The organism is Streptomyces globisporus (assembly GCF_003501885.1).
GTDB classification, from domain to species: Bacteria; Actinomycetota; Actinomycetes; order Streptomycetales; family Streptomycetaceae; genus Streptomyces; species Streptomyces globisporus_D.
This window is the reverse complement of sequence record NZ_QWFA01000005.1, coordinates 54,519-66,979: the sequence shown is the minus strand read 5'-3', so window position 1 is coordinate 66,979 and position 12,461 is coordinate 54,519. Positions and strand designations below refer to the sequence as shown.

General features: G+C 70.8%; 9 protein-coding genes and 1 pseudogene. 8 read left to right on the top strand and 2 right to left on the bottom strand.

Going from position 1 to position 12,461, the window contains the following annotated elements:
- The 4 genes and pseudogenes from D3105_RS35125 to D3105_RS02025 form a co-directional block, all read left to right on the top strand.
- Positions 1–128 (top strand): annotated as a pseudogene (locus D3105_RS35125) (CoA transferase); the annotation flags it as partial.
- Positions 129–136: 8 nt separating this feature from the next.
- Positions 137–1,279, top strand: a complete 1,143-nt coding sequence (locus tag D3105_RS02035) for an acyl-CoA dehydrogenase family protein (protein WP_118899387.1) — start codon at positions 137–139, stop codon at positions 1,277–1,279.
- Between the two features lie 47 nt (positions 1,280–1,326).
- Entirely contained in the window at positions 1,327–2,541 is a 1,215-nt protein-coding gene (locus D3105_RS02030) for an acetyl-CoA C-acetyltransferase (RefSeq protein WP_118899385.1), read from the top strand.
- Between the two features lie 40 nt (positions 2,542–2,581).
- Positions 2,582–4,756, top strand: coding sequence for a 3-hydroxyacyl-CoA dehydrogenase NAD-binding domain-containing protein (locus D3105_RS02025; protein WP_118899383.1), 2,175 nt, complete (start codon positions 2,582–2,584; stop codon positions 4,754–4,756).
- 24 nt (positions 4,757–4,780) lie between these two features.
- On the opposite strand, the gene D3105_RS02020 is transcribed toward D3105_RS02025, so the two are convergent.
- A complete protein-coding gene (locus tag D3105_RS02020; protein WP_118899381.1) occupies positions 4,781–5,512 on the bottom strand; it encodes a MerR family transcriptional regulator in 732 nt (243 codons plus the stop codon).
- Positions 5,513–5,643: 131 nt separating this feature from the next.
- Here D3105_RS02020 and D3105_RS02015 point away from each other — a divergent pair, with 131 nt between their 5' ends.
- Together D3105_RS02015 and D3105_RS02010 are read left to right on the top strand one after the other, a co-directional pair.
- A complete protein-coding gene (locus tag D3105_RS02015) occupies positions 5,644–6,120 on the top strand; it encodes a macro domain-containing protein (RefSeq protein ID WP_118899378.1) in 477 nt (158 codons plus the stop codon).
- Positions 6,121–6,235: 115 nt separating this feature from the next.
- On the top strand, positions 6,236–7,180 hold the full coding sequence (locus D3105_RS02010) for an oxygenase MpaB family protein (protein WP_118899376.1): 945 nt from the start codon (positions 6,236–6,238) through the stop codon (positions 7,178–7,180).
- Positions 7,181–7,293: 113 nt separating this feature from the next.
- Here D3105_RS02010 and D3105_RS02005 read toward each other — a convergent pair whose 3' ends face one another.
- Positions 7,294–8,844 (bottom strand): M1 family metallopeptidase, encoded by a 1,551-nt coding sequence (locus tag D3105_RS02005; RefSeq protein WP_118899373.1) that lies wholly within the window; start codon positions 8,842–8,844, stop codon positions 7,294–7,296.
- Between the two features lie 262 nt (positions 8,845–9,106).
- Between D3105_RS02005 and D3105_RS02000 the strand changes: the two genes are divergently transcribed.
- Positions 9,107–10,492 carry a M14 family metallopeptidase gene (locus D3105_RS02000; RefSeq protein WP_118899371.1) on the top strand — a complete coding sequence of 462 codons (1,386 nt, stop codon included), beginning with the start codon at positions 9,107–9,109 and terminating at the stop codon, positions 10,490–10,492.
- 73 nt (positions 10,493–10,565) lie between these two features.
- Entirely contained in the window at positions 10,566–12,353 is a 1,788-nt protein-coding gene (locus tag D3105_RS01995; RefSeq protein WP_118899368.1) for a BCCT family transporter, read from the top strand.
- The last annotated feature ends 108 nt before the right edge of the window (positions 12,354–12,461 follow it).

Sequence of the window (12,461 nt, the reverse complement as noted above, 5' to 3'; positions counted from 1 at the left end):
CCCCCGCCCCGCGCTTCTCGGCCACCCCCGTCTCCGTCCGCACCGGGCCCGCGATGCCCGGCGCGGACACGGAGACCGTGGCGGCCGACTGGGACGTACCGGGGCTGTGGCCCACCCCCCGAGACTAGGAGACCCCGTGCAACGGCAGATCTTCACCGAGGAGCACGACGCGTTCCGCGACACCGTCCGGGCCTTCCTGGCCAAGGAGGTCCTCCCGCACTACGAGCAGTGGGAGCAGGACGGCATCGTCTCCCGCGAGGCGTGGCTCGCCGCCGGGCGGGCCGGACTGCTGGGCCTGGCCGTCCCGGAGAAGTACGGGGGCGGCGGCAGCGACGACTTTCGCTACAGCGCCGTCCTCGCCGAGGAGTTCACCCGCGCCGGGGCCGCCGGGCTCGCGATCGGCCTGCACAACGACATCATCGGCCCCTACCTCACGGGTCTGGCCACCGACGAGCAGAAGCGCCGCTGGCTCCCCGGCTTCTGCTCCGGCGAGACCATCACCGCCATCGCCATGACCGAGCCGGGCGCGGGCTCCGACCTCCAGGGCATCCGCACCACCGCCGAGGACAAGGGCGACCACTGGCTGCTCAACGGCTCCAAGACCTTCATCTCCAACGGCATCCTCGCCGACCTGGTCATCGTCGTCGCGAAGACCACCCCCGAGGGCGGGGCCAAGGGACTCTCCCTCATCGTCGTCGAGCGCGGCGCGGAGGGCTTCGAGCGCGGCCGCAACCTCGACAAGATCGGCCAGAAGTCCCAGGACACCGCCGAGTTGTTCTTCAACGACGTGCGCGTCCCCAAGGAGAACCTCCTCGGGGAACTCGACGGCGCCTTCATCCATCTGATGACCAACCTGGCCCAGGAGCGCATGGGCATAGCGGTCGCCGGGATCGCCGCCGCCGAACACCTGCTGGAGATCACCACCCAGTACGTCAAGGAGCGCGAGGCCTTCGGACGTCCGCTGGCCAAGCTCCAGCACATCCGCTTCGAAATCGCCGAGATGGCCACCGAGTGCGCCGTCACCCGGACTTTCCTCGACCGGTGCATCGTCGACCACTCCGACGGCGTCCTCGACGCCGTCCACGCCTCCATGGCCAAGTGGTGGGCCACCGAACTGCAGAAGCGCGTCGCCGACCGCTGTCTCCAACTCCACGGCGGATACGGCTACATGAGCGAGTACAAGGTCGCCAAGGCGTTCACCGACGGCCGTATCCAGACCATCTACGGCGGCACGACCGAGATCATGAAGGAGATCATCGGCCGCTCGTTGCTCGCCTGAGCCCCCCCTGCTTCCTCCCTCTCCACCACCCTCGAAAGGCAGCTGTCTTGAGTACCGAAGCATTCGTCTACGACGCGATCCGCACCCCGCGCGGCCGCGGCAAGGCCAACGGCGCCCTGCACGGCACCAAGCCGATCGACCTGGTCGTCGGCCTCATCCACGAGATCCAGGGCCGCTTCCCTGACCTGGACCCGGCCGCCATCGACGACATCGTCCTCGGCGTGGTCAGCCCGCTCGGGGACCAGGGCTCCGACATCGCCCGGATCGCCGCCATCGCGGCCGGTCTGCCCGACTCGGTCGCGGGCGTCCAGGAGAACCGCTTCTGTGCCTCGGGCCTGGAAGCGGTCAACCTGGCCGCCGCCAAGGTCCGTTCGGGCTGGGAGGACCTCGTCCTGGCCGGGGGCGTCGAGTCGATGTCCCGCGTGCCGATGGGCTCCGACGGCGGAGCCTGGGCGATGGACCCCATGACCAGCTTCGAGACCGGCTTCGCCCCACAAGGCATCGGCGCCGACCTCATCGCGACCGTCGAGGGGTTCAGCCGCCGCGACGTCGACGAGTACGCCGCCCTCTCCCAGGAACGCGCCGCCGCGGCCTGGAAGGACGGCCGCTTCGCCCGCTCCGTCGTCCCCGTCAAGGACCGCAACGGCCTCCTCGTCCTCGACCACGACGAGCACATGCGCCCCGGCACCACCGCCGACTCCCTCGCCGGCCTCAAGCCCTCCTTCGCCGCCATCGGCGACATGGGCGGCTTCGACGCGGTGGCGCTGCAGAAGTACCACTGGGTCGAGAAGATCGACCACGTCCACCACGCGGGCAACTCCTCCGGCATCGTCGACGGCGCCGCCCTCGTCGCCATCGGCTCGAAGGAGGTCGGCGAGCGCTACGGCCTCACCCCGCGCGCCCGGATCGTCTCCGCCGCCGTCTCCGGCTCCGAGCCCACCATCATGCTCACCGGCCCCGCCCCCGCCACCCGCAAGGCGCTCGCCAAGGCCGGCCTCACCATCGACGACATCGACCTCGTCGAGATCAACGAGGCCTTCGCCGGGGTCGTCCTGCGCTTCGTCAAGGACATGGGTCTATCCCTGGACAAGGTCAACGTCAACGGCGGCGCGATCGCGCTCGGCCACCCGCTCGGCGCGACCGGCGCGATGATCCTCGGCACCGTCATCGACGAACTGGAGCGCCGCGACCAGCGGTTCGGCCTGGTCACCCTCTGCGTCGGCGGCGGCATGGGCGTCGCGACCATCGTCGAACGCATCTGACTTGTTCCCGGCCCCACCTGCTTACGGAGAAGACACCGACATGACCGAGAGCACCACCATCCGCTGGGAACAGGACGAGACCGGCGTCGTCACCCTCGTCCTCGACGACCCCGACCAGTCCGCGAACACGATGAACCAGGCCTTCAAGGACTCCATCGCGGCCATCGCGGACCGCGCCGAGGCCGAGAAGGACTCCATCCGCGGCATCATCTACACCTCCGCCAAGAAGACCTTCTTCGCGGGCGGCGACCTCAAGGACATGATCAAGGTCGGCCCGGAGAACGCCGAGGCCGCCTTCGACACCGGCACCGCCATCAAGAACTCGCTGCGCCGCATCGAGACCCTCGGCAAGCCCGTCGTCGCCGCCATCAACGGCGCGGCCCTCGGCGGCGGTTACGAGATCGCGCTCGCCTCCCACCACCGCGTCGCCCTCGACGCCCCCGGCTCCCGCATCGGCCTGCCCGAGGTCACCCTCGGGCTGCTCCCGGCGGGCGGCGGCGTCACCCGGACCGTACGCCTCATGGGCATCGCGGACGCCCTGCTCAAGGTGCTCCTCCAGGGCACCCAGTACACCCCGCAGCGGGCGCTGGAGAACGGTCTCGTCCACGAAGTCGCCGCCACCCGCGAGGAGATGATCGAGAAGGCTCGCGCCTTCATCGACGCCAACCCCGAGTCCCAGCAGCCCTGGGACGTCAAGGGCTACAAGATCCCCGGCGGCACCCCGTCGAACCCCAAGTTCGCCGCCAACCTCCCCGCCTTCCCGGCAAACTTGAAGAAGCAGCTCGCCGGCGCTCCCATGCCCGCGCCGCGCAACATCCTCGCGGCGGCCGTCGAGGGCTCCCAGGTCGACTTCGAGACCGCGCTGACCATCGAGGCCCGCTACTTCACCGAGCTGGTCACCGGCCAGGTCTCCAAGAACATGATCCAGGCGTTCTTCTTCGACCTCCAGGCCGTCAACTCCGGTGCCAACCGCCCCAAGGACGTCCCGGAGCGCCCGGTCCGCAAGGTCGCCGTGCTCGGCGCCGGGATGATGGGCGCGGGCATCGCCTACTCCTGCGCCAGGGCCGGGATCGACGTCGTCCTCAAGGACGTCTCCACCGAGGCGGCCGCCAAGGGCAAGGCGTACAGCGAGAAGCTGCTCGCCAAGGCGCTCTCCCGGGGCCGTACGACCGAGGCCAAGCGCGACGAACTGCTGGCCCGGATCACCCCCACCGGTGACGTGGCCGACCTCGCGGGCTGCGACGCGGTGATCGAGGCCGTCTTCGAGGACACCGCCCTCAAGCACAAGGTGTTCCAGGAGATCCAGGACGTCATCGAGCCCGACGCCCTGCTCTGCTCCAACACCTCCACCCTCCCCATCACGGTCCTCGCCGAGGGCGTCTCGCGCCCCGTCGACTTCATCGGCCTGCACTTCTTCTCGCCGGTCGACAAGATGCCGCTGGTCGAGATCATCAAGGGCGAGCGGACCGGCGACGAGGCGCTGGCCCGCGCCTTCGACCTGGTGCGCCGGATCAAGAAGACGCCGATCGTCGTCAACGACTCGCGCGGCTTCTTCACCTCGCGCGTCATCGGCCAGTTCATCAACGAGGGCGTGGCGATGGTCGGCGAGGGCGTCGAGCCCGCCTCCATCGAGCAGGCGGCCGCCCAGTCCGGCTACCCGGCCAAGGTCCTCTCCCTGATGGACGAGCTGACCCTGACCCTGCCCCGCAAGATCCGCAACGAGACCAAGCGCGCGGTCGAGGAGGCCGGCGGCACCTGGCCCGGCCACCCCTCCGACGAGGTCATCGACCGCATGGTCGACGAGTTCGGCCGCACGGGACGCAGCGGGGGAGCGGGCTTCTACGACTACGACGAGGACGGCAAGCGCGCCGCTCTCTGGCCGGGCCTGCGTGAGCACTTCACCACCAAGGCCGACGGGGACGTCCCCTTCGAGGACATGAAGGAGCGGATGCTCTTCTCCGAGGCGCTGGACAGCGTCCGCTGCCTGGAGGAGAACGTCCTCATCTCCGTCGCCGACGCCAACATCGGCTCCATCATGGGCATCGGCTTCCCGCCGTGGACCGGCGGCGTCCTCCAGTACATCAACGGGTACGAGGGCGGCCTGCCCGGCTTCGTGGCCCGCGCCCGGGAGCTCGCCGAGCGCTACGGCGACCGCTTCCTGCCGCCCGCCCTGCTGGTGGAGAAGGCGGAGAAGGGCGAGACCTTCCACGACTGAGGCCGTGGCGCGCCGCGTTCCCCGTCACTCGGCGGTGAACGCGGCGCGCAGCTCCTCCTTCAGCGACCGCTGAAACGCCGTCACCAGCGCCTGCACGACGATTGGTTGCATATGGGCCGACAGCGACTTCATCGCGGCCACATGCTCCGGATCGCCCTCCCGCTCCCGGTACGGATTCCACACCTCGTCCCGGAAGAGCCGGGTCATCTCCTGCGCCGCCGACCGGGTGTGCTCCAACAGGACGGTCCGCGCGGCGAGGATCGTCTCGTGGGCGATCGGCACGTCCAGCAGCTCGACGCCGAGCCGCAGCAGCCCGAGATCCACCCGGTACGTCGTGCCCTCCCCCTCGGGCCGGACCAGCACCCCCATCGCCGCCAGCCGCTCCACATCCGCCTCCGACAGCGCCCGCCCGGCCCGCCGCTCCAGCTCGGCCCGGGAGAAGTCCTCGGTCTTGTCCGGCGCCCAGGACGCCACCAGGGCCCGGTGGATGGCCAGATCGTGGGCGCTGAGGTCGGGCGGCAGCTGCCCCAGATACCGTTCGATCGCGGCGAGCGTCATGCCCTGGTGCTGGAGCTCCTCGATCAGCGCGAGCCGCGAGAGATGGTCGGGCCCGTAGTGGCCGACCCGGCGCGGCCCGATGACCGGAGGCGGCAGCAGGCCCCGGGTGCTGTAGAACCGCACGGTACGCACGGTGACCCCGGCACGGGCCGCCAGCTCGTCCACCGTGAGCGTCGGCTCGTCGGTCCCCGTCGCCATCTCTGCTCCCCGCAGTCGAATCCCGGTATCGGACAGTTCTGCTGTCTCACCACTTCTGCCAAAGTCTCCGGCACCATCGCGCCGCCGTCCACCCCGGGCCGGTTGTCAGTGTCGGCCCGTACGGTGAGGTCATGTCGGAGATCACCTACGTACGGGGGGACGCCACCGCCCCGCAGGGCAAGGGCGTCAAGCTGATCGTCCACGTCTGCAACGACCTCGGCGGCTGGGGCAAGGGCTTCGTGCTCGCCCTCTCCCGCCGCTGGCGCGAGCCCGAGGCCGCCTACCGCCGCTGGCACCGGGAGCGCGCGGGCAACGACTTCGCCCTGGGTGCGGCGCAGTTCGTGCAGGTGGGGCCCTATCTCTGGGTGGCCAACCTGGTCGGCCAGCGCGGCATGCGGACCGGGAGCAAGGGGGTGCCCGTGCGGTACGAGGCCATCGACACGGCGCTCGGCGCGGTGGCCGCCAAGGCGGGCGAGCTGGGGGCCTCCGTCCATATGCCCCGGATCGGCTGCGGGCTCGCGGGTGGCACGTGGTCCCGCGTCGAGCCGCTGATCGAGCGACGCCTGATATCCGCCGGCGTGCCGGTGACGGTGTACGACCACGACTGACCCGGCCGCCGGGGACCGGGCCCCGCCATCACGGCTCCGCCGTCCGCGAGGGATCATGGAGGGGAAGGGGACGGGCAGCGCACGGGCAGGCCCGCCGGGATCGCGGGAGCACCGGATGAGCAGCGCGAAGGACGTGCAGGGCCCCCGGGCCCGCGGACCGGAGGCAGCTTTGGGCTCGGGCCCCGAGCCGCCCGCGCGCGGCCGGGGTGCGGACCCTGAGCCGCCGCCGCCCGGCGGGGTGCTCTGGAGCCTGTCCGGTGACATCCGCGCCCTGCTGATGCTGCCCGCCGCCCTCACCCTCCAGGTCGCCCATCCGGCTGTCGGCGCCGGAGTCGACGAGCACTCCGTCTTCCGTACGGACCCGTGGGGGCGCGGCGAACGCTCGCTGCGCTCGCTCCAGCTCTGGGTGTACGGCGGTGCGGAGGCGGCCGAGGAGGGCCGCAGGCTGCGCGTGCTGCACCGCACCATCCAAGGCACCGACACCCGGGGCCGCCGCTACCACGCCCTGACGCCCGCCAACTACGCCTGGGTGCACGCCACCGGCTTTCCCGTCCACCAGCACGCGGCCCGCTATCTGATCCGGCCCATGACCCCGGCCCAGGAGCGTGCCCTGTACGCGGAGTGGCTCCAGGTCGGCCGGATCCTCGGCATCCACGACCGGGACATGCCGCAGACCCTCGAGGAGTTCTGGCCGTACTGGAAGAAGATGCTCGCCGAGGAGATCGAGGCGACCCCCGTCGTGCGGGAACTGGTCGACGTCGGCCGGCCCGTGCCCCCGCCGGACCGGGGTCCGTGGCCGCTGCGGATGGTCCTGCGCGCGCTGTGGCCGGTGCTGCTGCCGCCGCTGGCCCGCTTCCGGCGGTTCGTCACCATCGGGCTCATGCCGCCCGACGCCCGCGCGGCCGTCGGCCTGCCGTGGAGCGCTGAGCAGGAGAAGCGGCTGCGCCGGATGTGCGCGGTCCTGCGGGTCGTCGTCCCCGTCCTGCCGGAGAGGCTGCGCTATCTGCCCCGGGCACGGGTGGCCCGTGCGGCCCGCCGTACGGCTCCACCCAACGACTGAGCGGACGCCCGCCCCCGGCGTACGGCCGTGCGGGGAGGCCGAGGGGCCGTCGGAGCGGCTGAACTCCCGCCGCTCCGACAGCCCCGATCACTCGGCTCCTGGGCGTACGACCGTCAGCGGTGCTGGTGACCCGCGTGCCCCTGGTCCGTGTTGTCGCCGTGGTCGTGCACGGTGTTCGTCGCCGCGATCTTCTTCCAGGACGCGGGCCGCTCGACCCGCGCCGCCGACCGTGCCGACAGGGCCGCCTCGGCGAGACCTGCATCGGCCGCGGCCGGGGCCGCCGGCCGCGACGGCTGGTACAGCCAGGTGTCGAACAGCGCCGCGAGCGGCTTGCCCGAGACCTGCTCCGCGTACCGGACGAAGTCGCCCACACTCGCGTTGCCGTACGCGTGCTCGGCCGGCCAGCCCTTCAGCAGCGCGAAGAACGTGTCGTCGCCGACCTCGTTGCGCAACGCCTGGAGCGCCAGCGCGCCCCGGTCGTAGACGGCGATGTCGAACTGGTTGTCCGGGCCCGGATCGCCCGGCTTCACCTTCCAGAACGGGTCCTCGGCCGGGTGCTGGGCGTACGTGTGGTCCGCCAGTTCCTGCGCGGTGCCCTCGCCCTCCTTCTCCGACCAGAGCCACTGGCTGTAGCGGGCGAAGCCCTCGTTGACCCAGATGTCCTTCCAGCCGTCGACCGACACGCTGTTGCCGTACCACTGGTGCGCGATCTCGTGGACGACGACCGAGACGTTCGCGCCGTTCGCGAACTGCTTCGGGCTGTAGAAGGGCCGGGTCTGGGTCTCCAGGGCGAAGCCGCTCGTCACGTTGGGCACGTATCCGCCCAGCGCGTTGTACGGGTACGGGCCGAACACCTCGGTCAGCCACTCGGCGACCTCGGTGGTCCGCTCGATGCTCGCGCGGGCCGCGCCGGCGTTGGCGCCGAGGTCCTTGCTGTAGGCGTTCAGCACCGGCAGACCGTCGGCGGTCCTGTCGGTCGTGACGTCGAACTTGCCGACGGCGAGCGTCGTCAGATAGGTCGCCTGCGGCTTGTCGGAGCGCCAGTTGAAGCGCGTCCAGCCGAGCTTCGAGCTCTGCGACTGGAGCACCCCGTTGCTGATCGCCTGGGTGCCGTCGGGCACCGAGACCGAGATGTCGTAGGTGGCCTTGTCCAGCGGGTGGTCGTTGCTCGGGTACCACCACACCGCCGACTCCGGCTCCTGCGCGGCGACACCGCCGTCCGGGGTCCGCGCCCAGGCGGTCCAGCCGTTGATCTTCAGCTCCGAGGGCTTCCCGGCGTACCGGACGACGACGGAGACGGCCTTGTCCTTCGCCAGGGGCTCCGCCGGGGTGACCTCCAGCTCGTGGTCGCCGCTCGTGGCGAAGCGGGCCTTCCTGCCGTTCACCCGCACCTCGGAGACGTCGAGACCGAAGTCGAGGTTGAAGCGGGACAGCTCCTGCGTGGTGGTGGCGAGGATCGTCGCCGTGCCCTCCAGCAGGTCGGTCGTGGGCCGGTACTTCAGCCGCAGGTCGTAGTGGGAGACGTCGTAGCCACCGTTTCCGCTGGCCGGGTAGTAGGGATCGCCGATACCCGGGGCGCCCACGGTGCCCGGTGCGGCCGCTGCCGGGATCGCCAGCAGAAGGGTGGCCGCCAGTGCGCTGGGGACGATGAATCTGCGGTGCACAGCAAGCTCCACATAGTCGGGACGGATGATCTTCCGACCGGTCGTCACGAGGCTATGCAGCCGTCGGGGCAGGGCGGGGCATTCCGGGTGCTTCTGTCACACGATCGCCATTCCGTCGTCACGGGCGGCAGTGCGTGGGGACGTACGGATGGGGTGATCGCCCCCTGTTGCACAGGAGTTGACCGGGGTAACGTCCGCACATCGCCGACAGACCGACGGGCGTCACGGCGCCCGCCCCCACCCGTTCCGGAGGCAGCAGCTGATGACCCGTCGCGTCGCTCGCGCACTCCACCTGCTCAGCCCGCATCCGTGGCTCGCACCGGTCGCAGGACCCGCCCGGCCGGAGCCCGCCGCCCCGCGCCGCGCGGCGCGGACGATGCGCCGGACGGCCGTGGCGGCGACGCTCGCCGCGCTCGCCCTGCCGTTCGCCATCGCACCCGCCGAGGCCGCGCACCGCCCGCCCCGCACCGGGTTCGAGACGAGTGAGGGCGCCCGCTGGACCGGTGAGGCGGAGGAGCGGGACTTCCTCGCCGCTGTGGACCGGGAGAGCGACCGGGTCTCCGTGGACCGCGTAGGTACGACCGGTCAGGGCCGCGCCCTGCGGCTCGTACGCGTCGGCCAGGAGCGGCCCGGCGCCACGGCTGTCCTGCTGATCTGCAGTCAGCACGGGGACGAACCCGCCGGGCGCGAGGCCTGTCTGACCACCATCCGCGACCTGGCGTTCGCCGAGGACCGGGCGACCCGCGCGTTCCTGGCCCGTACGACCCTGCTGGTGCTGCCCACGGCCAACCCCGACGGCCGCGCCGCCGACACCCGCGGCAACGCCGACGGCGTCGACATCAACCGCGACCACATCGCCCTGGAGACCGCCGAGGCGCGGACGATCGCCGCCGTGGTCCGGGACGAACGGCCGGAGGTGATCTACGACTTGCACGAGTACGGTGCGACCCCGCCGTACTACGACAAGGACCTGTTCACCCTGTGGCCGCGGAACCTGAACGTCCACGACGGGGTCCACGACGCCTCACGCACCCTCTCCGAGCGCTACGTCCGCCCCGCCGCGACGGCGGACGGCTACAGCAGCGGTCACTACGGCATCTGGACCGACCCGGCCACCGGGGAGCCGATCAAGCAGGTCGCCGGGGACGGCCAGGAACGCATCCTGCGCAACACCTCCGGGCTCAAGCACGCCGTCGGCCTGCTCATCGAGTCCCGGGTCGACGCGCTGAGCGATGCCGAGAAGGCCGACCCGGCGCTCAACCACCGGCGCAGGGTCGACTCCCAGAAGACCGCGCTCGGCGGCCTCTTCGACTTCACCGACGAGCAGCGCGCCCGGCTCCGGACGGCCACCGCCCTCTCCCGGCTGGCCGGTCTCGCCGACCAGGGGCCCGTCTATCTGGGCGGCGCCGACAACGACCCGGCCGAACCGCCCGAGGTCCTGGTCGACCCGCCGTGCGGCTACCGGCTGGACGCCGCCCAGTACACGGCGGTGAAGGACGAGCTGGCCCTGCACGGGGTCCGGGCCCGGCCGGAGCGAGATGGCGCATTCGTGCCGTTGCGACAGTCGGCTCGGAGCCTGATTCCCCTGCTCCTCGATCAGCGAGCGACATATCACCTCACAAACGGTCAAGCCGGAACCGCTTGTTGATCCTTCGAGATCCGGGGCAGGTGTGGTACTGCCTACGGAGAGCGTTTTTCAGACTCGGTGAAAGGTGCCATTTGTGTCCCAGGACGACCAGACAGCGGAGGGGCGGGAGGGGCTGGCGGTCACGGCGGACCTTCCCCCCGAACCGGTCAGTACCAGGACTCCCACCACCGACCGAGTGGTGTTCGGTGTCACGGCGGTCCTCACCCTCGCCTTCGTCGTGTGGGGGGCGACCGCGACCGATTCCCTGGAGAGCGTTTCCAGCACGCTGCTCGAAGGACTGATCCACAACGGCGGCTGGGCCTTCATGCTGGCCGCCTCCGGTTTCGTCGTCTTCGCGCTGTGGCTGGCCGTCAGCCGGTACGGAAAGATCTGCCTCGGCCAGGAGGGCGAGGAGCCGGAGTTCCGGACCGTCTCCTGGGTCGCCATGATGTTCAGTGCCGGTATGGGCATCGGGCTGATGTTCTACGGCGTGAGCGAACCGCTCGCCCACTTCCGTACCCCGCCGCCCGGCACCGACCCGGCGGACGCGGCCGACGCCATGGGGACGGCGATGGCCACGACCCTCTTCCACTGGACGCTGCACCCCTGGGCGATCTACGCGGTGGTCGGCCTCGCCATCGCCTACAGCGCGTACCGGATGCGCAGGCGGCAGACGATCAGCGCGGTCTTCGAGCCGCTGATCGGCAAGCGGCACGCCTACGGCGGCTTCGGCCGCTTCATCGACATCCTGGCCATCTTCGCCACCCTGTTCGGCTCGGCCGCCTCGCTGGGCCTCGGCGCGCTCCAGATCGGCAGCGGTTTCGAGGAACTGAACTGGATGGAGAAGACCGGCACCGGCCTGCTGGTCGCCATCATCGCCGTGCTGACCGTCTGCTTCGTCCTCTCGGCCGTCTCCGGTGTCGAGAAGGGCATCCAGTGGCTGTCCAACACCAACATGGTGCTGGCCCTGGTCCTGGTGGTCTTCGTCTTCATCGCCGGCCCCACGATCATCGTGCTCGACCTGCTGCCCACCTCCCTCGGCGCCTACCTCAGTGACCTCGGACAGCTCGTCGGGCGCACCGAGGCGTCCAGCGGCAAGGGCGTCGCGGACTGGCTCGGCAGCTGGACGGTCTTCTACTGGGCCTGGTGGATCTCCTGGACGCCCTTCGTCGGCATGTTCATCGCCCGCATCAGCCGCGGCCGTACGATCCGTCAGTTCGTCGGCGGCGTCATCCTGGTGCCCAGCACCGTCAGCCTGATCTGGTTCGCCGTCTTCGGCGGCTCGGCCATGAAGCTGGACGAGGCCGGCAAGCTCCAGGGCGCGGACACCCCCGAGGCGCAGCTGTTCGGCGTCCTCCAGGAGTTCCCGATCGCCACGGTCACCTGCATCCTCGTGATGATCCTGGTCGGCATCTTCTTCGTCTCCGGAGCCGACGCCGCCTCGATCGTCATGGGCACCCTCTCGCAGAAGGGCGTCCTCGAACCCGGCAAGTGGGTCGTCATCTTCTGGGGTGTCGTGACGGGCGCCGTGGCCGCGATCATGCTGCTCATCGGCGAGGGCAAGGAGAACGCCCTCCAAGGGCTCCAGAACCTCACCATCCTGGTGGCGGCGCCCTTCACCATCGTGATGATCGGCATGTGCGTGGCCCTGATGCGGGACCTGCGCAAGGACCCGCAGATCGTCCGCCAGGAGTTCGGCGTGGAAGCGGTCGAGTCCGCGGTGATCGAGGGCCACGCCAAGTACGACGGCGACTTCGAGATCCGGATCGGCCCCGGGACCACGCCGGTCACTGACGAGCGCCACATGCACGAGTCCGGCGGATCGGGTTCGACGACCACGTCGGTCTCGACGGAGAAGAGGCCCTCGGACCCGACGGAGTAGCGGCCCTCCGGCTGACCGCCGGCCGCGCGGCGCTGAGCAGCGTGACCGCGTGACGTACAGCCGCCCGGACCCCGCGACCGCACGCCGGTCGCGGGCTCCGGCGTGTGC